Origin of the sequence: Vibrio sp. RE86 (genome assembly GCF_013114545.1) — a bacterium.
Lineage (GTDB): Bacteria > Pseudomonadota > Gammaproteobacteria > Enterobacterales > Vibrionaceae > Vibrio.
Window position 1 is genome coordinate 52,165 of sequence record NZ_VTXI01000018.1, and the last position, 22,926, is coordinate 75,090.

The 22,926-nt window shown below is 44.5% G+C and carries 20 protein-coding genes; 6 read left to right on the forward strand and 14 right to left on the reverse strand.

The window, feature by feature from the left end; translation table 11 throughout:
- Window position 1 precedes the first annotated feature (1 nt).
- Entirely contained in the window at window positions 2-520 is a 519-nt protein-coding gene (rppH, locus tag F0231_RS16110; protein WP_171760726.1) for an RNA pyrophosphohydrolase, read from the reverse strand.
- Between the two features lie 618 nt (window positions 521-1,138).
- Between rppH and mutH the strand changes: the two genes are divergently transcribed.
- A complete protein-coding gene (mutH, locus tag F0231_RS16115) occupies window positions 1,139-1,804 on the forward strand; it encodes a DNA mismatch repair endonuclease MutH (protein ID WP_171760727.1) in 666 nt (221 codons plus the stop codon).
- On the opposite strand, the gene F0231_RS20980 is transcribed toward mutH, so the two are convergent.
- Window positions 1,801-2,112 carry a DUF6482 family protein gene (locus F0231_RS20980; protein ID WP_253825817.1) on the reverse strand — a complete coding sequence of 104 codons (312 nt, stop codon included), beginning with the start codon at window positions 2,110-2,112 and terminating at the stop codon, window positions 1,801-1,803. The genes mutH and F0231_RS20980 overlap by 4 nt on opposite strands.
- Window positions 2,113-2,240: 128 nt before the next feature.
- Between F0231_RS20980 and F0231_RS16120 the strand changes: the two genes are divergently transcribed.
- A complete protein-coding gene (locus F0231_RS16120) occupies window positions 2,241-3,275 on the forward strand; it encodes an NADP(H)-dependent aldo-keto reductase (protein WP_171760728.1) in 1,035 nt (344 codons plus the stop codon).
- A gap of 50 nt (window positions 3,276-3,325) precedes the next feature.
- Here the strand turns inward: F0231_RS16120 and F0231_RS16125 are convergent, their stop codons facing one another.
- The 5 genes from F0231_RS16125 to brnQ all read right to left on the reverse strand — a co-directional run bounded on the left by F0231_RS16125 (window position 3,326) and on the right by brnQ (window position 10,071).
- Window positions 3,326-3,577, reverse strand: a complete 252-nt coding sequence (locus F0231_RS16125; RefSeq protein ID WP_171760729.1) for a DUF1127 domain-containing protein — start codon at window positions 3,575-3,577, stop codon at window positions 3,326-3,328.
- Between the two features lie 494 nt (window positions 3,578-4,071).
- A complete protein-coding gene (gene vpsR, locus F0231_RS16130; RefSeq protein WP_171760730.1) occupies window positions 4,072-5,406 on the reverse strand; it encodes a cyclic-di-GMP-binding transcriptional regulator VpsR in 1,335 nt (444 codons plus the stop codon).
- Window positions 5,407-5,928: 522 nt separating this feature from the next.
- Window positions 5,929-7,446, reverse strand: a complete 1,518-nt coding sequence (gene lysS, locus F0231_RS16135) for a lysine--tRNA ligase (protein ID WP_171760731.1) — start codon at window positions 7,444-7,446, stop codon at window positions 5,929-5,931.
- 50 nt (window positions 7,447-7,496) lie between these two features.
- A protein-coding gene (prfB, locus tag F0231_RS16140; protein WP_171760732.1) for a peptide chain release factor 2 occupies window positions 7,497-8,595 on the reverse strand; the annotation gives its coding sequence in 2 pieces (ribosomal slippage) (window positions 7,497-8,519 and window positions 8,521-8,595; 1,098 coding nt in all).
- A gap of 162 nt (window positions 8,596-8,757) precedes the next feature.
- A complete protein-coding gene (gene brnQ, locus F0231_RS16145; protein WP_171760733.1) occupies window positions 8,758-10,071 on the reverse strand; it encodes a branched-chain amino acid transport system II carrier protein in 1,314 nt (437 codons plus the stop codon).
- 318 nt (window positions 10,072-10,389) lie between these two features.
- Between brnQ and F0231_RS16150 the strand changes: the two genes are divergently transcribed.
- Window positions 10,390-11,097, forward strand: coding sequence for a tRNA1(Val) (adenine(37)-N6)-methyltransferase (locus tag F0231_RS16150; protein ID WP_171760734.1), 708 nt, complete (start codon window positions 10,390-10,392; stop codon window positions 11,095-11,097).
- Window positions 11,098-11,187: 90 nt separating this feature from the next.
- Window positions 11,188-12,420, forward strand: coding sequence for an ATP-dependent RNA helicase SrmB (gene srmB, locus F0231_RS16155; protein ID WP_171760735.1), 1,233 nt, complete (start codon window positions 11,188-11,190; stop codon window positions 12,418-12,420).
- Window positions 12,421-12,712: 292 nt separating this feature from the next.
- Here srmB and prfC read toward each other — a convergent pair whose 3' ends face one another.
- Complete coding sequence (prfC, locus tag F0231_RS16160; RefSeq protein ID WP_171760736.1) at window positions 12,713-14,302, reverse strand: peptide chain release factor 3; 1,590 nt, start codon at window positions 14,300-14,302, stop codon at window positions 12,713-12,715.
- Between the two features lie 203 nt (window positions 14,303-14,505).
- Between prfC and F0231_RS16165 the strand changes: the two genes are divergently transcribed.
- Window positions 14,506-16,557 (forward strand): bifunctional diguanylate cyclase/phosphodiesterase, encoded by a 2,052-nt coding sequence (locus F0231_RS16165; RefSeq protein ID WP_171760737.1) that lies wholly within the window; start codon window positions 14,506-14,508, stop codon window positions 16,555-16,557.
- A 17-nt stretch (window positions 16,558-16,574) separates the two neighbouring features.
- On the opposite strand, the gene rimI is transcribed toward F0231_RS16165, so the two are convergent.
- The 6 genes from rimI to rlmE all read right to left on the reverse strand — a co-directional run bounded on the left by rimI (window position 16,575) and on the right by rlmE (window position 22,463).
- A complete protein-coding gene (gene rimI / locus F0231_RS16170; RefSeq protein WP_171760738.1) occupies window positions 16,575-17,021 on the reverse strand; it encodes a ribosomal protein S18-alanine N-acetyltransferase in 447 nt (148 codons plus the stop codon).
- A 1-nt stretch (window position 17,022) separates the two neighbouring features.
- A complete protein-coding gene (locus F0231_RS16175) occupies window positions 17,023-17,421 on the reverse strand; it encodes a DNA polymerase III subunit psi (RefSeq protein WP_171760739.1) in 399 nt (132 codons plus the stop codon).
- Window positions 17,422-17,505: 84 nt separating this feature from the next.
- Complete coding sequence (gene glmM / locus F0231_RS16180) at window positions 17,506-18,846, reverse strand: phosphoglucosamine mutase (RefSeq protein ID WP_171760740.1); 1,341 nt, start codon at window positions 18,844-18,846, stop codon at window positions 17,506-17,508.
- 26 nt (window positions 18,847-18,872) lie between these two features.
- Window positions 18,873-19,703, reverse strand: a complete 831-nt coding sequence (gene folP / locus F0231_RS16185; protein ID WP_171760741.1) for a dihydropteroate synthase — start codon at window positions 19,701-19,703, stop codon at window positions 18,873-18,875.
- Window positions 19,704-19,754: 51 nt separating this feature from the next.
- Window positions 19,755-21,725: an ATP-dependent zinc metalloprotease FtsH gene (gene ftsH, locus F0231_RS16190; RefSeq protein ID WP_171760742.1), complete on the reverse strand. Its 1,971-nt coding sequence runs from the start codon at window positions 21,723-21,725 to the stop codon at window positions 19,755-19,757.
- Between the two features lie 108 nt (window positions 21,726-21,833).
- Window positions 21,834-22,463, reverse strand: a complete 630-nt coding sequence (rlmE, locus tag F0231_RS16195) for a 23S rRNA (uridine(2552)-2'-O)-methyltransferase RlmE (RefSeq protein ID WP_171760743.1) — start codon at window positions 22,461-22,463, stop codon at window positions 21,834-21,836.
- 113 nt (window positions 22,464-22,576) lie between these two features.
- Here rlmE and yhbY point away from each other — a divergent pair, with 113 nt between their 5' ends.
- Entirely contained in the window at window positions 22,577-22,873 is a 297-nt protein-coding gene (gene yhbY, locus F0231_RS16200) for a ribosome assembly RNA-binding protein YhbY (RefSeq protein ID WP_171760744.1), read from the forward strand.
- Window positions 22,874-22,926: the final 53 nt, after the last annotated feature.

Below are 22,926 nucleotides of genomic sequence, written 5' to 3' on the forward strand. Positions count from 1 at the left end.
TCTATCCTCTTCGGTGTTTACGCTTACCTTTTATTCTGCGTTCTTTAAATGGCATTGCCATCGAAGCAAATTCCTTCATTGCACGACGATATACATCGCGTTTGAAAGAAACGACTTGTCGCACTGGGTACCAATAACTGACCCAACGCCAACCATCAAATTCAGGGGAACTACCTCGCTGCATATTGATTCGCGACTCATCGCAATCTAAGCGCAGTAGAAACCATTTCTGTTTTTGGCCGATACATACAGGTTTTGAATCCCAACGAACCAAGCGCTTTGGTAGTTTATACCTTAACCAATGACGACTTGTCGCTACGATTTTTACGTCTTTTTTAGTAAGACCAACCTCTTCATACAACTCTCGGTACATAGCTTGCTCAGGCGTTTCACCTTCATCAATGCCCCCTTGAGGGAACTGCCAAGAATGTTGTCCGTATCGTTTAGCCCAGAAGACCTGACCATGGCTGTTACAGATTACAATACCCACATTTAAGCGGTAACCATCGCCATCTATCACTGGCCAACCTCAAATAAATTCTTAATTACAGTGATTTTTCCACATATCCCCAGCAGGAGCAAACTTACTAGTGTGACTCACACAGAAAAACTGGCTTCACGTTCGCTCGATGGATAACTTTTAATCAGAAAAGAGGTTACACACAGACTAGTGAGACATAGGCCACATTTATTCACCTTTTCTGTGTATAAGTGTGTGAAGAATCAATGAGAAAGTGATCAATAAACAAACAATCATTAACTACTTACTAATTAAGCCCTTTCCAAACAAAGATAAAACCAATAAAAAACAACAAATTAAACGCATTAACCTTATTCCATTCAAGCAAAGGAACGTTCATTTTTACTGTTAACACAGATCGCTCAAAGATCAACCACTCTAGACTTTATCCACACGCCGGGTAGGTCAAACGGCGAATAACTTGAAAAAACAAGTATTTCCTTCACTCAAAACCACTGTTAATTCATACATACTTCAACAAATACGATTATTTTCAATCACGAGTTGTGGATAACCCATCAAATGATGATCTTTTCATCAAAACGATCATCATTGAATTATCGCTATAAGACTGGATTCGCTACAATGATGCTAATAACAAAAATGCAGAAGCGAATAATGAAACCGGAACCCCAGTCAGAACAAGAGCTGTTAGATCGTGCGATGGATATCGCCGGGATGACTTTTCAAGAATTAGCTCGCGAGGCAGATATTGATGTTCCACCGGATCTTCGCCGCGATAAAGGCTGGGTTGGTCAACTGCTTGAATGGCACTTGGGGGCAACGGCTGGCAGTAAACCGACTCAAGATTTCGAGCAACTGGGCATTGAACTAAAAACCATTCCAATCAGTTATTCAGGCAAACCGCTAGAAACGACGTTTGTTTGTGTAGCACCACTAGTGGGAGTGCACGGTCTAACATGGGAAACTAGCCATGTACGCAACAAACTCTCTCGAGTGCTTTGGGTGCCCGTAGAAGGCGAACGAGAGATTCCCCTAGCAGAGCGAAGAGTAGGATCCCCGCTGATTTGGTCTCCTAGTGCAGAAGAGGAACTTCAACTCAAAACAGATTGGGAAGAACTCATGGAGCTGATAGTTTTAGGAGAAGTAGAACAGATCACAGCCCGACACGGAGAGGTACTGCAACTTAGACCAAAAGCAGCCAATAGCCGAGTCCTAACAGAAGCGTATGGGGCAAGCGGAAAACCAATCAAAACCCTACCAAGAGGCTTTTATCTAAGAACTCAGTTCACCGCTGCCATACTAGAGAACAATTTTGTTTAGTGGGTGGTGAGTGATAACTCCACATCGTGATAAAGAGGGCTATCACTTGAGCCGAATTCGTCATACGCATTATGCAAACGTAAGTACGCCCTCTCCACACCCAATCTAACGAGTTCATCCTTAACCAATTCTAAAGAGTGGAAGTGCACAGGTTCGTCGTCGATTTTTATCGGCTCTAATCTGTGTTTGTATTCCACAGCAAGCAAGTATTGGGACAAATCTGAGCACCCAATAACGAAAACTTTTGGTGGTTGATAGGTATCCTTGTGATGCCCGTGTATCCATTTGTCTAACTGACTTTTTTGCATAGCTCACCTCCATAAATGAGTATTAGCCAACTTAACAAAATTTGCGAATTTGTTATCTGGTACCTTTTCTAACCCCAAATAGATCACCTATAGTGGGGTAACTTATACAGTGAAGACAAGGAAGATCGATGCAATACAATAAGTTACCTCATTCAACACTTGAAGTGAGTAAGATCTGTCTTGGTACCATGACTTTCGGCGCTCAAAATACCGAGCAAGAAGCATTTAGCCAGCTTGATTACGCACTTGAGCGTGGTGTGAATTTCATAGATACAGCAGAAATGTACCCAGTGCCACCTGATGCAAAAAGCCAGGGACTCACTGAGCAATACATCGGAAATTGGTTGGCAAAATCAGGAAAACGAGAAAAAGTCGTTCTTGCCACCAAAATAGCAGGACCGAGAAACCTCCCTTATATCCGTGACAATATGAGTCTAGATAGAAGGAATGTTCATCTAGCGATAGACGACAGCTTAAAACGCTTACAAACAGACTATGTCGACTTGTATCAACTGCACTGGCCACAACGTCAAACCAACTGTTTTGGGCAACTCAATTACCCTTACCCTGACGCACAAGAAGAAGTCACGCTGATTGAAACTCTTGATGCTCTTGCTGAGCTCGTAAAAGCAGGAAAAGTGAGATATATCGGGGTGTCTAATGAAACGCCTTGGGGAGTCATGACGCTTCTCAGATTGGCAGAAAAACACGAGTTGCCAAGAATTGTCTCGATTCAAAACCCTTACAACCTTCTCAATCGTAGTTTCGAAGTTGGACTTTCAGAAATCAGTCACTACGAGGGTGTACAGCTACTGGCTTACTCACCACTCGCATTTGGCTGTTTAAGCGGTAAGTACCTCAATGGCGCAAAACCTGACGGTGCTCGTTGTTCACTATTTGAACGCTTCGTACGCTACTTTACCCCTCAAGGCGTACAAGCGACTGAAGCTTATGTAAACCTTGCGCGAGAGCATGGGCTTGATCCAGCACAGATGGCTTTAGCTTTCGTTAATCAGCGTCCTTTTGTCGCGTCCAACATTATTGGCGCGACAAATTTGGAACAACTGAAATCAAATATTGATAGTTTGGATGTCGTGTTAACGGATGAGTTGCTTCAAGGGATTCAAGAAATTGGGACGACTTACTCCAACCCTTGTCCATAATCTGTCGTTACAGAAGTATCGGGGCAGGTGAAGCGACCTGCCCCTTGTGATTACGTCAGTATTCGCGCACTTAAAACACGACGAAGATGACGAATACGGCGCTCAGCTTTGACGCTATCTGGCTCAGTAAAACCAACAGGACGTCCGTCTTGCTCTAAGCCAATATCTCGTAGTAAGTGCGCATTATTCCAAGGAATATCATAAGCGCTGCGGCGAACTTTACGCTTCCATTCGCGCTCTTCTCGTTTTAGATCGGCTTTAACAAGTACTGTGGCAAGTTTTAGGTAAACAGAATGACTCATGAGTTTTCTCCAGTTGAGTGTGTGCTGGGGAAGGATCAACGAATCTAAAGATAAGATATGTTTAATTCGCTGCCTTTCCGCAGCCAATTAAATAAAAGTTGGGTACGGATTAATTACATTGGTTTATCTAGTTTTCGATCGGCGTTAGCAGAGACACTACGGGTATGTAGAGCTGGCATGGCTTGATCGACAGACACACAAGTAAATGATTGAACAGTAATGCGTTTCATTGTGTGCCTCCTAGCAAATGTATTAATCCAAAGAAATGTGGGTATGAACCTGAGCTCATGGTTAAATTCTAACCTTGATGGTTATTTATTCAACTCTTTTTTATCGCGTCGATTGAAAACAATTTTTTCACCTAAAATTAACCAATATAAAACAATAGGAATAAGATATTCGCCCTAGTTATAGGTATGCTCTGGAAGAATATTTGGCCTTTTATAAAAAAGCCACGCATAAAATGGCGTGGCTGTTGTTTTCAAAACAATGAGTTAGACAGGAACGTCTGAAATGAGATTATGTTTGTTTAACAAACGATACATTGTTGCACGTGATACACCGAGCTCTTTTGCAGCCATTGATACTTGGCCGGAATGAGACTCTAAAACCAGCAGCAACGCATCTCTTTCACTTCTCTCTCGAATACTCTTCAAGCTTCGGCGACTGTCACTGCGTTTAGGGAGATCTAAGTGAGGCTCATCGAGCATAACCGTCTCAGACATCAACACCACTCGTTTGATCTGATTCATCAACTCTCGAACGTTTCCTGGCCAATGATAGCGGGTCAAAGCACGTGTCGCTTCTTCAGTAAAACTTCTAGCCTGTGCATTATATTCTTTCGAATACTCTTGTAAGAAGTGGCGTGCGAGAATCGCGATATCCCCTGCTCGTTCTTTTAGGCTCGGAACATTAATTCTCAATACGTTGATATAGTGATAAAGCTCTTCGTTGAAGTCACCATCAATCAACGCTTTTTCAATATCCGCAGAGTTTGCAGCAAGTACTCGAACATCCACCTCTTTTCGTCCTGAAGAGGTGTCCACCATCCCCTCTTGCAAGAATCGTAATAGATTAAATTGCTGAGATTTAGGCAAGGTTAAAATGTCATTCAACAAGATGGTACCGCCGTCAGCTTTCTCTAGAATCGACGGCAAAGAGATATCGTCTCGATTAATCCCAAATAGATCACTCTCAATACGACGCTCAGACATAGCGCGACAGTTTACAGAAATAAACTCTTTATTGGCTCTTGCTGAGGTTCGATGGACAGCACGTGCTACCGTCTCTTTGCCAGTACCACTCTCCCCATAGATAAGAATGCTGACGTCTGTTGGCCCAATTCGCTTAATTTGATCCCGAAGACGCTTCACCGGAATAGAATCACCAATCAGCCCCATATCACTCTGGTTGCCATAGTGAGGCCACACTTTTTTCTCTAATTTGAGCATCCCAAGTTGGTGACCAATCGTACTCAAAAGCTGGGCATCTGGAATTGGAGCGGTAAAGAAGTCGATACAGAAGTTAACAATGAACTGACAGATAGTATCAGAGCTAAGTTGCGACTCCCGAATAAATGCTAACCAGCGGACTTGCTTATGCTTACTTACTAAATTGGCAATACCGTTGAGGCTGAATTCATCGTGGCTAAGATCGACAATGCCAATACAAGGCCCGGTTTCCGTGAACAGAGCATCCGCCTTACGCAAGTCCCCACACTGGGTGCATCTCCAACCTACTTGTTCCAAAACTGAAAGCCATGGCTCGTAGGTTCCTCCTACTACAACCAAAGAACCTGGAACAGAATCCATTCGGAATTGACTACCCATGCAACTAGTTCCTTTTATTGATAACGTAAATAGTGTGCATACGAAAGCACATAAAAATTTATGGGGTTACATTATAGAGACTCGCGCAGAGAATCTGTCTCAATAATAAGACTAGTCGCCCAATTGCACAATTTCCAAGTATTGTGGGAGTGGAATCAAAGAAATTTGCACCGTTATCTTGGCTTTCAGTAACTTACGGAACACTACCTCTTAATTGATGCGAATTTATTACGCGTTGCTCGTAATTTAAGTAGCGCATTGAATAATGACTGACGAGAGGCTTTATCGAAGCTTTCCTTGTGCTGACGAAACATAATTGATAATCCATATCTATATTAACTAAGTAAATTACAGAATAACCAACCGTAAAATAACTACAAGAGTTTTGTTACGAACAAGAAACAAGAAACAAGAAACAAGAAACAAGAAACAAGAAACAAGAAATGCTAAGTAACTCCATTTCAATTCCCAAATACAAAAAAAGCCACCCGAAGGTGGCTTTCAGTATCAAACCTATTTCGCTTACGCTTGTGGACGCATCGCTGGGAATAGGATCACGTCACGGATTGTGTGCGTGTTAGTAAACAGCATTGCTAGACGGTCGATACCGATACCTTGGCCTGCTGTTGGCGGTAGGCCGTGCTCAAGCGCTGTGATGTAGTCTGCATCGTAGTACATTGCTTCGTCATCACCTGCATCTTTCGCGTTAACTTGCGCTTTGAAACGCTCGTCTTGATCTTGTGCATCGTTAAGCTCAGAGAAGCCGTTTGCTACTTCACGGCCACCGATGAAGAACTCAAAACGGTCTGTAAAGAACGGGTTGTCATCGCTACGACGTGCTAGAGGAGAGATGTCCGCTGGGTAGCCCGTGATGAACGTTGGTTGAATTAACTGAGGCTCAGCCGTTTCACCAAAGATCTCTTCTAAAAGCTGACCACATGTCCAGAACGTTTCTACTTCTACGTGTACAGATTTCGCGATAGCTACCATCTTCTCACGGTCTTGTAGGTCTGCTTCTGTTAGCGCTTGAATTTCAGCGTGCTCAGGGTTGTAGTGCTTGATTGCATCAAACATGCTCATACGCGCGTACTTACCGCCGAACTCTACAGTCTCGTCACCGTAAGGCATAGACGTCGAACCAAGAACGTCCATCGCTGCTGTGCTTAGCATCTCTTCTGTTAGGTCCATTAGATCTTTGTAGTCAGAGTATGCTTGGTAGAATTCCATCATTGTGAATTCTGGGTTGTGGCGTGGAGAAAGACCTTCGTTACGGAAGTTACGGTTGATCTCGAATACACGGTCAAAACCACCCACTACTAGACGCTTCAGGTAAAGCTCAGGTGCAACACGTAGGTACATGTCGATGTCTAGCGCATTGTGGTGAGTGATGAATGGACGAGCAGTCGCACCACCAGGGATCACGTGCATCATTGGCGTTTCAACTTCTAGGTAGCCTTTTGAGCTCATGAAGTTACGGATTGAAGATACAAGCTTAGAGCGCACGATGAATGCGTTGCGAGAGTCTTCGTTTACGATTAGGTCAACGTAACGCTGACGGTAGCGCATCTCTTGGTCAGTCAGGCCGTGGAACTTCTCTGGAAGTGGACGAAGTGCTTTAGTTAGCAGCTCGTAAGACTCCATGTTCACGTAAAGGTCACCTTTACCTGACTTGTGAAGTGCACCTTTAACACCGATGATGTCACCGATATCTAGACCTTGGTATTTCTCTTTAAGCTCTTTTTGAACATCTTTTGCAGCGTATGCTTGGATACGGCCAGATGTTTCTTGAATAGCTAGGAATGGACCACGCTTAGCCATTACACGGCCAGCGATTGCAACAACGTGGTTTAACTCTTCTAGCTCTTCCTTAGTCTTTTCACCGAATTCCGCTTGAAGGTCGCCAGCTAGGTGCTCACGACGGAAGTCATTTGGGTGGCCGTTTGCTTTGCAGCTCTTACGGATATGATCCAGTTTAGCGCGGCGCTCAGCAATTAGCTTATTCTCTTCTTGTGCGTTTTCGTTTTGAACAGCATCAGTCATTTTCGATGTATCCTGTCTTTCTTTGTGAAAATTGTTTTTCGGTGAAAAGCTTACAGACCTGATTTCAGGCTAGCTTCGATAAATTTGTCTAGGTCGCCATCAAGAACCGCTTGAGTATTGCGGTTTTCAACGCCAGTACGTAGATCTTTGATGCGCGAGTCATCCAGTACGTAAGAGCGGATTTGGCTACCCCAACCGATGTCAGATTTAGCGTCTTCATTCGCTTGCTTCTCTGCGTTCTGCTTTTGAATCTCTAATTCAAACAGTTTTGCACGAAGCTGCTTCATCGCTTGGTCTTTGTTCTTATGCTGAGAACGGTCATTCTGACATTGCACCACTGTGTTGGTTGGAACGTGAGTAATACGAACCGCCGATTCCGTGGTGTTTACGTGCTGACCACCCGCGCCAGATGCTCGGTATACGTCAATACGTAGATCAGAAGGGTTAATGTCGATATCAATATTGTCATCAATCTCTGGGTAGATAAACGCAGAAGCAAATGAAGTATGACGACGACCGCTTGAGTCAAATGGAGACTTACGAACTAGGCGGTGTACACCCGTTTCTGTACGTAGCCAGCCATAAGCGTACTCACCTGAGATGCGAACCGTTGCCCCTTTAAGACCAGCAACTTCACCCTCAGACACTTCAATAACCTCGGTCTTAAAGCCTTTCGCTTCAGCCCAACGCAAGTACATGCGTAGCATCATTGAAGTCCAATCTTGCGCTTCTGTACCACCCGAACCTGATTGTAGGTCGATGTAGCAATCAGATGCGTCGTGATCACCCGCGAACATACGACGGAACTCTAGCTTTTCCAGCTTAGCTTCTAGCTCAGCCAGTTCAGGTTCAATCTCATCGAATGTTTCTTGATCTTCTTCTTCAACCGCAAGTTCTAAAAGACCATCTACGTCTTCAACACCTTGCTCTAATTGGTTGATTGTTTCTACAACCGCTTCTAGTGCTGAACGCTCTTTACCTAACGCTTGTGCACGTTCAGGCTCGTTCCACACGTCCGGTTGTTCTAATTCTGCGTTAACTTCTTCTAAACGCTCTTGCTTAGCGTCATAGTCAAAGATACCCCCTCAGGACATTTGTGCGCTCAGACACGTCCTTTAGGCGGTTTTTTATTGGATTGATTTCAAACATGTTTGCTCAACATTTATGAGTAGATTTTAACCGAAGAATTGTACTCAAAAGTGTGACGAAGATACAGATTTTTTTTGAAATTGAACTACAGAGTAACGAAACAAAAAATCCCCTGCCGAGCCTTGCCTGACAGGGGATTAATCTTTCAATCAAATTGATGCTTTATGCGGTTTCTTCCGTTAAAGCGGCTTCTTCAGATTTGCCAACAAAGAACATCGCAATCATCGCAACCACCGTTGGCATCAACCAACCCATACCAACATCAAACAGAGGCAACATACTCAGTGCTGATACGTCAACACCCGCAACTTTCGCCGCATCAATCAAGGCAAACAGTAGTGAAACCAAGATAACGACACGGTAAGCAACTTGTGGGTTTGGTAGCTTTTTGCGGATAAACGTCAGTGCTACTAGCGCAATCGCCACTGGGTATAGAGCAAATAGAACTGGCACAGACAGAGAAATCAGCTGTGATAGACCGACGTTTGCCACAGTTGCACAAGCAACACCAATGATAACAACCCACGCTTTGTAAGAGACTGGCGTAATAGAGCTGAAGTAATCAGAACATGCCGAGATAATACCGATTGCCGTCGTCAAACATGCAAGCAGCACAATTACAGACAATACAATTTGACCGTATGGACCAAACAGGGACTGAACGTATAGGCTAAGAATTGCACCACCGTTGTCAGCACCAGCAGAGACCGCAGCACTAGTCGCACCTAGGTAGAAAAGAGATACATAGACAAAGACCAATCCAGTTGCAGCGACAAATGCTGCACTAATCAGGTACTTCGCGGTCGCCTTTTGATCAGCCACACCTTTTTTACGCAATGCATCTACGATAAGGCCACCAAACATCAGCGAGGCAAAAGTATCCATGGTGTTGTAACCTTCTAGGAAACCTTTTTGTAGAGGATGCGTTAGGTATTCTCCTTGCGCAGCAATCATTTCACCTTGTGGATCAATAAATACCGCAGCTGCAAGCACAATCAATCCTAAGAAAAGAACTGGAGTCAGGATTTTACCAATGACATCGATCAACTTGCCTTGAGACCATGCAAAAAACATCGCGGCAACAAAGAATAGGATAGAGAAAACCGTCAAATGCATTTGCACCGCATCGACAAAGAATGGCTTAACTGCCATTTCGTAAGCGACAAGGCCTGTACGAGGCGCTGCAAATGCAGGACCAATGATGATGAAAATCAGTACAGCAATAGTCATTGCTACGCGCTTTGGCAAATCCTTGGTTAAGTGCTCCCAAGAACCACCAGCAACAGCAATCGCAACGATAGTAATAAGAGGTAGACCGACTGCCGTAAGTAAGAAGCCCGTCATTGCAGGGACTAAGTTTTCACCCGCTAATTGACCTGCGAGTGGTGGAAAGATTATGTTTCCTGCACCTAAAAAGAAAGCGAAAAGCATAAAGCCTACCGCAATAATATCTGTTAATTTTAAAGTCTGATTCACTGTCGACCCTTTACTTATTATTTATTCAATGTTGTGTATGCTGAGTAGTACAAAATTACTGTCTACTCTATAAAATTTAGGCGCGCATAATGACGAAATCCTAATTGAGTGGCAAGTAACAGACAAAAAACACCATATAAATTTACAATAAACGTTTAAATGCAGCATATATCACTATCTCAACAAAAATAACCAGCCCAATCAACTAATCATTCTTTGTTACATTAACAAAACAGATAGAACAAAAAACCAAACAGTAAGTTAACAACAGATCATTTAACTCAAAATTCACACGATCACCGATGAACATAAAATTTTATGAAAAAGACAAAAAGCTTTGAGTTTAAACAGTTTAAAATTGATGGTGGCTACTCAGGAATGCCTGTCAGCACAGACGGAGTTCTGCTCGGAGCTTGGAGTCATTTACCGAGTAGTGGTTACCTTCTAGATATCGGGACAGGAACAGGGTTACTCGCCTTAATGAGCGCCCAAAGAAGTCTGACAATTGACATTACCGCAGTTGATATCGATGAACATGCTCTGGCAGCCGCACAAAAGAACTTTTCCCAATCCGACTGGTCAGCGCGCCTTCATTTGATTTCTGGTGACGTACTTGAGCATCAATTTGAACGACACTTTGACGCGATCATTTGTAACCCACCCTATTTCAATAATGGCGAGCAATCTCACACCAGCTCTAGAGCAACGGCAAGACACACGGATACACTGAGTCATAGCGCCCTTCTCAATCGCTGCTGGGAATTATTAAGTGATCAAGGTAGCGCGACGTTTGTATTACCTAAAGTTGAGGGGGAACAGTTCATCGAACTCGCGAAAGATCAAGGTTGGTCACTTCAACGAATTTGTTATGTTAAGCCAACGGAAGGAAAAGAGGTCAATCGACTATTATTCCAGCTAGGGAAGCTTCCTGTACCCGAAGAGATTGGCTTACTCACTATTCATGACCAAGGTGGCTACAGTGCGGAGTTTATCGCGCTGACCAAAGACTTTTATCTGAAGATGTAGAAAATAAGGTGTGATCCTTATCACCGAACACTCTATAATACGACCCCTTAAAATTATTGCTCACACCAACACGCTTGTGGAGACATCATAGTGATCAGAAATTTCGCTGAATTAGAGCTAGACCCTAACCTACTCCTCGCCATTGAAGAAATGGGTTATGAACGCCCTACACAAATTCAGGCTGAAGCCATTCCGCAAGCATTAGATGGCCGTGACATCCTTGCTTCTGCACCGACAGGTACAGGTAAGACCGCTGCATTTGTATTGCCAGCACTTCAATACCTACAAGACTTCCCTCGTCGTAAGCCAGGGCCTGCTCGCGTGTTGATTCTAACGCCGACGCGAGAGCTCGCTATGCAAGTTGCTGAGCAAGCGCGCGCACTGGCTAAACACACCAAGCTCAATATCTTTACCATCACTGGTGGGGTTCAATACCAAGAGCACGCGGATATTCTAGGCAAAACACAAGATATCGTCGTAGCAACTCCTGGACGCTTGATGGAGTACATCAACGCTGAGCGTTTCGATTGCCGTGCGATTGAGTGGCTGATCCTAGATGAAGCTGACCGTATGTTGGATATGGGATTTGGCCCAACGGTTGACCGCTTATCTTCTGAGTGTCGCTGGCGTAAACAAACACACCTATACTCGGCAACGCTTGAGGGTAAAGGTGTTGAAGGCTTCACTGCGGATCTACTTAAAGATCCTGCTGAAATTGATGCTGAGCCTTCACGTCGTGAACGCAAGAAGATCGCTCAGTGGTATCACCGTGCTGACGACGCCAAACACAAACTAGAGCTTTTAAAGAAGATCATTACTGATCAAGCAGAACGTTCTATCGTGTTCTTAAAAACTCGTGAGCGTCTTGCTGAGCTTCGCACTGAATTAGAGAAAGCGCAGATTCCATGTGCTTGGATTCAGGGTGAAATGCCTCAAGATCGTCGTAACAACGCGATCGCCCGCTTTAAAGATGGCACAGTTAATGTCCTTCTTGCGACTGACGTTGCTGCTCGTGGTATCGACTTGCCAGACGTTAGCCACGTAATTAACTACGACATGCCACGTAGTGCTGATGTTTATCTACACCGCATCGGTCGTACTGCTCGTGCAGGTAAGAAAGGCAATGCGATCTCAATCGTAGAAGCGCACGATCAACCAATGCTCGATCGCGTTGCTCGCTATGTTAAAGAAGACATCAAAGAGCGCTTCATCAAAGAGATGCGTCCTAAACACAAAAAACCTGTGTTCAAGAAGAAAAAGAAAGACGACAAGAAAAAGGTAGCGGCAAAAGGTAAAAAGAAAGGCGCGAAGAAGAAAAAGTAATCTCTTGATTCGACAAAACTCAAAGGGTTGATGTGAAAGCATCAACCCTTTCTTTTTGCAAAAAAAAATACCGCCTTAATCTTAATAAAGGCGGTATTTTCTCAGCAGTTCTTAAAAGCATTTGTTGTGAGAGCAAGGCGACAAGTAAACTCAGCTTAAACCCACAAGATACTCAAAATAGTTGGAGCTATGGCAAGGCAACGAACGAATCTGACCCCAGGAACATAGTACGCTATGTGACTGGGGCAGATGAGTGAAGTTAACGCTGCCAGAGCTTCAAATATGAAGAGTATTAGTGTTCGCGAGTCGCGCGGAACTCAACCTCTGGAAAACGCTCTTTCGCTAGATTCAAGTTAACCATCGTTGGCGCAATGTACGATAGGTTATCACCGCCATCTAGTGCTAGGTTCGCTTGGTTCTTGCGTTGGAACTCATCTAGCTTCTTCGCGTCACCACACTCAACCCAACGTGCTGTTGCTACGTTAACACCTTCATAGATTGCTTCTACGTTGTATTCCGCTTTTAGACGAGCGACAACCACATCAAACTGAAGCACACCAACAGCACCTACGATTAGGTCGTTGTTTTGTAGAGGGCGGAATACCTGTACCGCACCTTCTTCAGAAAGCTGAACCAGACCTTTTAGCAGCTGCTTCTGCTTCAGTGGATCTTTTAGACGAATACGACGGAACAGTTCTGGTGCAAAGTTTGGAATACCAGAGAACTTAAGCGCTTCACCTTGAGTGAAGGTATCACCAATCTGGATGGTACCGTGGTTATGAAGACCGATGATGTCACCTGCGTATGCGTTCTCTGCACGAGAACGGTCGCCCGCCATAAAGGTAACTGCATCTGAGATGCTGACTTTCTTACCGGTACGAACGTGGTTCATCTTCATGCCTTGCTTATACGTACCAGAAACGATACGCATGAAAGCAATACGGTCACGGTGTTTCGGGTCCATGTTTGCTTGGATCTTGAAGACAAAGCCAGAAAACTCTTCTTCTGTAGCTTCAACATCACGCTCTACTGCTTGACGGTTCTTAGGCTCTGGCGCCCACTTTGTTAAGCCATCTAGCATGTGGTCAACACCGAAGTTACCCAATGCAGTACCGAAGTAAACTGGCGTTAGCTCACCCGCAAGGAACAACTCAAGGTCAAACTCTGGGCATGCACCCATCACTAGTTCAAGCTCATCACGAACGCTTTCTGCTAAGTCCGCACCGACTTGCTCATCAAGCTCTGGGTTGTCTAACCCTTTAATGATGCGAACTTCTTGAATCTCATGACCGTGGCCTGATTCATACAAAATCGTTTCGTCACGGTGGATATGGTAAACACCTTTAAACTCTTTACCACAACCGATCGGCCAAGAGATTGGCGCACATGCCATACCCAGTTCGCTTTCTACTTCATCTAATACTTCCATTGGATCGCGTACGTCACGGTCCAATTTGTTCATGAAGGTTACAATTGGCGTATCACGTAAACGAGTTACTTCCATTAGCTTACGAGTACGGTCCTCGACACCTTTCGCAGCGTCGATAACCATTAGACATGAGTCAACAGCCGTCAATGTACGGTAAGTATCTTCTGAGAAGTCTTCGTGTCCTGGGGTATCGAGTAGGTTTACAAGACAGTCATTGTATGGGAACTGCATAACAGAAGTCGTTACAGAGATACCACGCTCTTTCTCCATCTCCATCCAGTCAGATTTAGCGTGTGTTGCATTACCACGGCCTTTAACCGTACCTGCTTTTTGGATTGCGTTTCCGAATAACAGGACTTTTTCTGTAATGGTGGTTTTACCCGCATCTGGGTGCGAGATAATCGCGAAAGTTCTACGTTTAGACACTTCGCTTAGAAAAGGAGTATTTGACATGAAAGGATTCTTCTTCTGTCTATGAGCCATAAAACACGGCTCTAGCGGTTCGATTCAATTTTGCGCGGTATTTTCGCTTATATTGGTCGAGGGGGCAACTTCCGCAACGAAATTGGCGCAAAAAGAGTTTCTAACTAGCAACAAATTAAATTATCAATAAATATGGACTATAACTAAAGGAGTAGAGGGAACTAATCATAACTATGCCTGAAAGCAAAAAAATAAACTCATTAGCGTTTAGACAAGCTAAGACTGTCTTCCTAGTCTCTGTCATCTTAGGGGTATGTTTTAGTTTTTATCATATCTTGGTGGATGTTCATCAGGAACAGAAGCGCATTGAAGAACATTACCAGTTTAAGTTGTTACAAAACTACTCCAATGCAAGCCAAGCCGCTTATCACCTCAACCAATTGCTTGCAGAACAAGTTGCTTCTAGCTTGATGATGGATAATGCCATCTACAAAGTGCAAATCGTTGATGACTTCGGCGACACCCTAACAGAAAGAGAGCGCAACATTTCATTGCAAGGGGATTTTACTGAAGCCTTATCTGGGTATCTCACTCCAACCAACCCGATTTATACTTCCGATCTTCACCAACCAAACTCACACGTTGTGGTGGGGACACTAAGCTTTTCGGTCAACGGCTCCTATATTGCGAAAGACTTTATCGCCAAGACCACCCAGATCCTTCTATTCGATCTGTTTAGAAACATCCTACTGACCACGATCTTATTACTGTTTTTTTATCAGAAGTTATCCAAGCCCCTTGTCACACTCATAGACTGGGTTCGTTCGCTACAAAACAACGAGCGAGATGTCCCACCACCAACGCAATATCGAGACGATGAACTTGGCCATTTAGCTAAGACTTTTCACACCTTATGGAAAGACAGAGAAGCCGCCGAAGTACAGCTCAATCAACTCGCCTATTATGACTCTTTAACTGGACTTGCTAATCGAAGTTTGTTGCTTCAGATGTTAGAAGACGCCATCGAGCATGCGAACAAAAGTAAGCAAGCGGGCGCCTTGTTCTACCTCGATCTCGACCGTTTTAAAACCATCAACGATTCCCTAGGACATACCATTGGGGACAACTTACTTAAAGCGATTTCAAAACGCATCGAAGCATGGTTGATCAAAGACTTTACTGCCGCGCGTATCGGTGGCGATGAGTTTGCAATCCTTTTACCTAACACAAGTTCTGAGCAAGCACATGATTTGGCTCAGCAATTACTTGCCCTGATCTCTAACCCTTACTCTATCGACGATCACCAACTTTACTGCTCTGTGAGCGTTGGGATTGCAGTCTTCCCTTCTGTCGGCAGCACTAACATTGATGTACTTCGTCAGGCTGACACTGCTCTCTATCGAGCAAAAGTCGCAGGGCGCAACAAATACATGTTCTATGAGCCAGAAATGCAGGCGCAAGTAGAGTCGTTTTTAGAGATAGAGAAAGGCCTGCATGAAGCAATCAACAAAGGGCAACTTGAGCTCTACTATCAACCACAGGTCGATGGCAAACACAACATTATTGGCGTTGAGGCTTTGATTCGTTGGAACCATCCAGAAAAGGGATTGTTACCGCCGGGCGTCTTTATGCCGATTGCTGAAGAGACAGGACAGATCCTTCAGATTGGTAATTGGATCATTGAGCAAGCTTGCTATCAATACGCTAGTTGGAAGAAGAACAATCAATTGCCACCCACCTTTCGTCGCTTAGCTATCAATATCAGCCCACTCCAATTTTCGCAAAGCTCGTTTGTCGAACATATTGTCGACTCAATGGCTCAAGCAGGTATTGATGGTGAACATATTGAACTGGAGATTACAGAGAACCTTCTTCTAGAGAATGTAGAAGGGGCAGTGCAAAAGATGAAGGAGCTCAAAGAACACAACTTAAAAACATCGATAGATGATTTTGGTACAGGTTACTCATCACTGCGCTACCTCAAGCACCTTTCAGTCGATGTTTTAAAGATCGATCGCTCGTTCGTCACTCAGCTTCATCTTGATGAAAGTGACCAAGCGATTGTCGACACCATCATAATGACCGCAAGACGATTAAACTTAGAGGTGATTGCCGAAGGTGTCGAGGACGCTAATGAGCTTCAAGCATTGAAACATCTCAAGTGCGATCAGTTCCAAGGTTACCTATTTGATAAACCGCTACCCGCTTCAGAGCTAGTCCAACGATTCGAGCAAAACTACTACCCTATCGAAGAGCTAACCATCATTAAGGCTGTACAAAAGTAAAACAAGGTGAGATTGGATTAAAAGAAGATGTAACTCATAATGATTGCATCTTCTTTGCCTGTTTCAGTAGGATAATAATTCACTCTTCTATCCACTTCATTGAAACCAACAGCTTCATATAATGATGCAGCACGGACGTTACTCTCTCGAACTTCAAGCCATGCACTTTCTGCACGAGCCTGCTCACAGACCTCAAGAAACGCCTCGATTAGTCGCGTTCCATAGCCCTTTCCTTGCATATTTGGGGAAACCGCAATGTTTAGTAAAGTGACTTCTCCAACAATATTTTGTGCGTAGAAATAGCCGACAACCTGCTCACCATCGAGTAAGACATGATGGCATGCACCTCGACTGTTTACATCGCGGATCATGGTCTCTGACCAAGGGTGACTATGAGCCAGAGTTTCAATGGAATAGACCGAGTCTAGATGAGACTCAGCCAAAGATTCTATACGTAGAGACATACTATTTTAACGCTTGAATTTGCTGCCAAAGGGCTCGCTTTTCGGCTTGATTACCATCGATATTCGCTAAACTTGCTGAGTGTAATACCTTATCACTCAAACCTTCTTGAATCGCACAATCGGCAAACCACACCCAATCTAGGCTGTGATTGTTTAACTGAGGAAGTTGTTCAGGTTCAAGATGACGAGCATCATTTAGCGTCAGATTGACCGTCTTAAGAATATTTTCAAACAGCTTAGCGGTTGCTCCGCTAGGTAACTGAGGCGAAACCAAAAGCAACTTACATTCAGTAGGTAAGGTAATCCCTTCAAAACTGTAACCGTGCAAACGGTCAGGATGGGATAGTTGGTAGGCCTGAATCCCCATTTCATCTAGGTAAGTCAATTCTTGGTTCGACATAGTTGGTAGTTCGCGAAAATAAAAAGCGGTGTCATGCTAACACAAGCAGACACCGCTATAACATCATTAAACGATCTGGATAACTTAGAAGCTCGCCTTAACAGCGTCAGCAATCTTAAGCGCTGAAGATTGAACAAGCTCGGCGTCTTCGCCTTCCACCATCACGCGGATTAACGGCTCAGTACCAGACTTACGCAGAAGTACTCGACCTTTTTCACCAAGCTCCGCTTCAACTTCTTGTGTCGCCACTTTAACCGCTTCAGACTCAAGTGGATTTGAGTCACCTTCAAAACGTACGTTTTCAAGTACTTGTGGGTAAAGTGTCATACCTTGTGATAGGTCGTGCAGAGACATATCACTGCCTACAACAGATGCAAGCACTTGCAGCGCTGCAACAATCGCATCACCTGTAGTCACTTTATCTAGCAAAATGACGTGGCCTGAGTTTTCAGCGCCGATCTTCCAACCTTTAGCGAGCAACTGCTCCATCACATAGCGGTCACCAACAGCGGCACGAACAAATGGAATGCCTAGTTGTTTTAAGCCATTTTCCATACCAAGGTTAGTCATTAGCGTACCAACAACACCACCTTTTAATTCACCACGACGCAACGCATCACGTGCGATGATGTAAGCAATTTGGTCACCATCAATCTTGTTGCCAAGGTGATCAACCATAATAATTCGGTCGCCATCACCATCAAATGCAAGACCAAGCTCAGCGCCTTCTTCAACAACACGCTTTTGCAGCGCACGGACGTCCGTTGCGCCAACTTCGTGGTTGATGTTGGTTCCGTTTGGTTCAACGCCCATCGCAATCACATCTGCACCTAGTTCGCCAAAGACCGCTGGTGCAATATGGTAAGTTGCGCCGTGAGCACAATCGACAACAATCTTTTTACCCGCAAGGCTTAGCTCAGATGGGAACGTGCTCTTACAAAACTCAATGTAACGACCTGCTGCATCATTTAGGCGACTTGCCTTACCAAGTTGCGCAGATTCGACACACTCAATCTCTTTGTCTAGCTCGGCTTCAATCGCAAGTTCGATATCATCAGGCAGTTTTGTCCCCTCTGACGAGAAGAACTTGATACCGTTGTCGTAGTATGGATTATGAGACGCAGAAATCACGATACCCGCTTCAGCACGGAAGGTCTGAGTAAGGTAAGCAACCGCAGGCGTTGGCATTGGGCCAGTAAACGTTGCTTTTAGACCCGCAGCAGCAAGACCAGCTTCTAGCGCTGATTCAAGCATGTAACCTGAAATACGCGTATCTTTACCGATGATTACTTTCTTGGTGCCTTGCTTCGCAAGAACGCGACCAGCCGCCCAACCTAGCTTTAGTACAAAATCAGGTGTGATTGGGTATTTACCTACCTTGCCACGTACACCATCGGTACCAAAATAACGTCTTTTATTAGACATAATGAATCCTTTATCTTTTTTCTTTCTCACTGGTTCGCTTTGACCATTGAGACAATTTTCATAGCATCAAGCGTCTGTTCAAAGTCATGAACACGAATAATCTGAGCACCTTTCATCGCTGCAATAGTGGCGCAGCTGACACTCGCTGCAACACACTCAGCCGGGGCTTTATCTAGAAGTTTAAACAACATCGACTTACGAGACATACCCGCAAGGATTGGCAAACCAAACTCATGGAACGCGTCTAAATGAGCAAGCATATGATAGTTATGTTCTAATGTTTTGCCAAAGCCAAAACCGGGATCTAGAATCAATTGCTCACGTTTGATACCTACTTTTTCACAAGCATCAATACGCTCTTGTAAGAACTCACCCACCTCTTTAACAAGATCTTCATAATGCGGATTGGATTGCATTGTACGAGGCTGTCCCTGCATATGCATCAGACAGATAGGTAAACCAGACTCTGCCGCGACCTCCAAAGCACCAGGCTCCTGCAACGCACGAACATCATTAATAAGATCAGCTCCTGCCTCTGCGGCTTGGCGCATGACTTCAGCTTTACTGGTATCAATCGAGATCCATACATCGTATTTAGCTCGGATGGCTTTAATAACGGGAATAACCCTTTGTAGCTCTTCTTCAAGCGCCACATCAGGCGCACCAGGACGAGTCGATTCACCACCAATATCAATGATAGTGACACCCGACTCAATCATCCGAGCTACCTGCTCCATGGCGCTGTCGAGCGTATTATATTTACCGCCATCAGAGAAGGAATCAGGGGTAACATTGAGGATCCCCATTACATGAGGCTTAGATAGGTCGAGTGTTTTATTGTTAGCTTTTAAGATCATAATAAATGCAAAAACCCCGAGTTTCCCCGGGGTTTAGTATTAAACAGTCAATTACTCAGCGTCTTTTTTCTCTGGCGCTTCAGTTTGAGTTTCTTCAGAAGAAGCTTTCTCTTCTACTGGTTGCTCTGCTGGCTTCTCTTCTTCATCCTTGCTTTCCGCTTTCGCTTCTGGCTTAGCTTCAGATTTATTAGAAGGGTTGTCACCCCAACCAGCTGGTTCACGGATATCTGACTTACGATCCATTAGGTCATCAATCTGACCTGCATCTATCGTTTCGTACTTCATCAACGCATCTTTCATTGCGTGCATGATATCCATGTTGTCTTCAAGAATCTGCTTAGCACGGTCGTAGTTACGATCGATAAGCGTACGAATCTCTTGGTCGATAAGCTTAGTCGTGTCATCAGAAACGTGCTTAGCTTGGCTCATGCCGCGACCTAGGAACACTTCGCCTTCTTCTTCTGCGTAAAGAAGAGGACCCAGCTTCTCAGAGAAACCCCACTGCGTTACCATCTTACGAGCAATATCAGTTGCACGTTCGATATCGTTTGACGCACCCGTAGACACTTTTTCTTTACCGTAGATAAGTTCTTCAGCAAGACGGCCGCCATACAAGCTAGAGATCATTGACTCTAGGTGCTGACGAGACATGCTCACGCGATCTTGCTCTGGCAAGTACATAGTTACACCAAGTGCACGGCCACGTGGAATGATCGACACCTTGTATACTGGATCGTGTTCAGGTACTAGGCGACCAACGATTGCGTGACCCGCTTCGTGGTAAGCCGTCGACTCTTTTGTCTCTTCCGACATAACCATTGAGCGTCGCTCTGCACCCATCATGATCTTGTCTTTCGCCAGTTCAAACTCAACCATAGAAACGTTACGCTTGTTACCGCGAGCAGCAAATAGCGCCGCCTCGTTTACTAAGTTAGCTAGGTCTGCACCAGAGAAGCCAGGAGTACCACGAGCAATCAGAGAAGGCTCTACATCGCCAGCTAGAGGTACTTTACGCATATGAACTTTAAGAATCTGTTCACGACCACGCACATCTGGTAGGCCAACCACAACCTGACGGTCAAAACGACCAGGACGAAGTAGTGCAGGGTCAAGTACGTCTGGGCGGTTAGTCGCAGCGATAACGATAATACCTTCGTTACCTTCAAAACCATCCATCTCAACCAGCATTTGGTTCAGTGTTTGCTCACGTTCGTCGTGGCCACCACCAACACCAGCGCCACGTTGGCGACCTACAGCATCGATTTCATCGATAAAGATGATACATGGTGCCGCTTTCTTCGCTTGCTCGAACATGTCACGTACACGAGATGCACCGACACCAACAAACATTTCTACGAAGTCAGAACCTGAGATTGTAAAGAACGGTACTTTCGCTTCACCAGCAATAGCCTTAGCAAGTAAGGTTTTACCGGTACCAGGAGGACCAACCATTAGAACACCTGTTGGAATCTTACCGCCAAGTTTCTGGAATCGGCTTGGATCACGTAGGTAATCTACTAGTTCTTTAACATCTTCTTTTGCTTCGTCACAACCAGCAACGTCAGCAAAAGTTGTCTTAATTTGCTCTTCGCTCATCATTCGAGCTTTGCTCTTACCGAAAGACATAGCGCCTTTACCGCCACCGCCTTGCATTTGACGCATGAAGAAAATCCATACACCAATCAGTAAGATCATTGGGAACCAAGAGATGAAGATAGTACCAAGTAGGCTTTGCTCCTCAGGAGGTGTGCCCTGTACTTTTACATTTTGATTAATTAGGTCATCAAGTAGCTTCTGGTCGTAGACCGGCATGTAAGTAACATAACGCGAGCCGCCGCCACGACGAGTGAAAGTAATCTCACCGTCTTTAAAAGTTGCTTCCTGAATCTGGCCTTGGCCAACTTCCTGTACAAACGTGGTGTAATCCACCGCTCTGCCATTGCTCTCTCCAGGGCCAAAGCTCTGGAATACCGACATAAGTACGACGGCGATTACAAGCCACAGAATTAAATTTTTTGCCATGTCACTCAAGGTGCAAGCCTCTCGATAACTAATTGTAATTAAAGGTAGGGTACTACAGTTTATAGCCTGTAGCTATAGTGTTAACTTGCCCGTAAAAGGCTAAAATAGTTAACCTTTGTAACCGGTGGCTACAACGAAGACTTCTCTCGAGCGCGCTCGGGATGAGTCTGGTTTTCTGATTTTCACAGCTTTGAAAGTGTCACGTACTTCTTTCACGAATTGATCGAAGCCTTCGCCCTGGAAAACCTTTACAACAAAGCTACCATTAGGTGCTAGAACTTGTCGACACATATCTAAAGCCAATTCAACTAAATACATAGCTCTTGGCTGGTCTACAGAGTTGTTGCCCGCAATGTTAGGTGCCATATCAGACATTACTACGTCCACCATCGACGGTTGGATTCTTTCAAGTAATGCATCAAGAACGGCCTCATCACGGAAATCACCTTGAAGGAAGCTCACGCCAGCGATAGGGTCCATCGGTAACAGGTCACATGCAATGATTTGCCCATCGTCACCTAATATCTTAGCAGCATATTGAGACCAACCACCTGGAGCTGCACCCAAATCGACAACAGTCATACCAGGTTTTAGTAGTTTATCCTTAGTTTGGATCTCTTCTATTTTGAAGTAAGCACGTGAACGGTAGCCTTTTTTACGAGCTTCATTGGCGTACTTATCATCAAAATGTTCTTTTAACCAGCGACCTGAACTGGCTGAGTGTTTCTGTTTACTCATTGGTGTCCTAATAGATAGAGGGAACAACTAACCCAATAAATTATAGTCTTCAGGGATAGATGGCGTTAAAATGGTATTTTTCAACCCTAATAGTAAAGAAAATTGGCCGCGTAATGAACCTAAGCACCAAACAAAAGCAGCATCTAAAAGGCCTAGCGCACAGTCTAAAACCTGTTGTGCTTATGGGCGCTAACGGACTAACTGAAGCTGTTCTAGCGGAAATCGAAATTGCTCTTAACCACCACGAGCTGATCAAAGTGAAAGTTGCGTCTGAAGACCGCGACACAAAAAACCTGATCATTGAAGCTATTGTTCGTGAAACTAAGGCAGAAAAAGTACAAGTTATCGGTAAAACACTCGTACTATTCCGCCAAAGCGAAGAGCGTAAAATCGAGCTACCACGTAAGTAATTCTACTTCGTTGAGCAATAAAAAAGGTCGCAGCTGCGACCTTTTTTGATATC

Bases quoted from the DNA above. Each gene is read 5' to 3' on its own strand.
- mutH (WP_171760727.1), top strand. From the start codon at position 1,139: ATGAAACCGGAACCCCAGTCAGAACAAGAGCTGTTAGATCGTGCGATG.
- F0231_RS20980 (WP_253825817.1), bottom strand. From the start codon at position 2,112: ATGCAAAAAAGTCAGTTAGACAAATGGATACACGGGCATCACAAGGAT.
- F0231_RS16120 (WP_171760728.1), top strand. From the start codon at position 2,241: ATGCAATACAATAAGTTACCTCATTCAACACTTGAAGTGAGTAAGATC.
- F0231_RS16125 (WP_171760729.1), bottom strand. From the start codon at position 3,577: ATGAGTCATTCTGTTTACCTAAAACTTGCCACAGTACTTGTTAAAGCC.
- vpsR (WP_171760730.1), bottom strand. From the start codon at position 5,406: ATGGGTAGTCAATTCCGAATGGATTCTGTTCCAGGTTCTTTGGTTGTA.
- lysS (WP_171760731.1), bottom strand. From the start codon at position 7,446: ATGACTGATGCTGTTCAAAACGAAAACGCACAAGAAGAGAATAAGCTA.
- F0231_RS16150 (WP_171760734.1), top strand. From the start codon at position 10,390: ATGAAAAAGACAAAAAGCTTTGAGTTTAAACAGTTTAAAATTGATGGT.
- prfC (WP_171760736.1), bottom strand. From the start codon at position 14,302: ATGTCAAATACTCCTTTTCTAAGCGAAGTGTCTAAACGTAGAACTTTC.
- F0231_RS16165 (WP_171760737.1), top strand. From the start codon at position 14,506: ATGCCTGAAAGCAAAAAAATAAACTCATTAGCGTTTAGACAAGCTAAG.
- rimI (WP_171760738.1), bottom strand. From the start codon at position 17,021: ATGTCTCTACGTATAGAATCTTTGGCTGAGTCTCATCTAGACTCGGTC.
- F0231_RS16175 (WP_171760739.1), bottom strand. From the start codon at position 17,421: ATGTCGAACCAAGAATTGACTTACCTAGATGAAATGGGGATTCAGGCC.
- glmM (WP_171760740.1), bottom strand. From the start codon at position 18,846: ATGTCTAATAAAAGACGTTATTTTGGTACCGATGGTGTACGTGGCAAG.
- folP (WP_171760741.1), bottom strand. From the start codon at position 19,703: ATGATCTTAAAAGCTAACAATAAAACACTCGACCTATCTAAGCCTCAT.
- ftsH (WP_171760742.1), bottom strand. From the start codon at position 21,725: ATGGCAAAAAATTTAATTCTGTGGCTTGTAATCGCCGTCGTACTTATG.
- rlmE (WP_171760743.1), bottom strand. From the start codon at position 22,463: ATGAGTAAACAGAAACACTCAGCCAGTTCAGGTCGCTGGTTAAAAGAA.
- yhbY (WP_171760744.1), top strand. From the start codon at position 22,577: ATGAACCTAAGCACCAAACAAAAGCAGCATCTAAAAGGCCTAGCGCAC.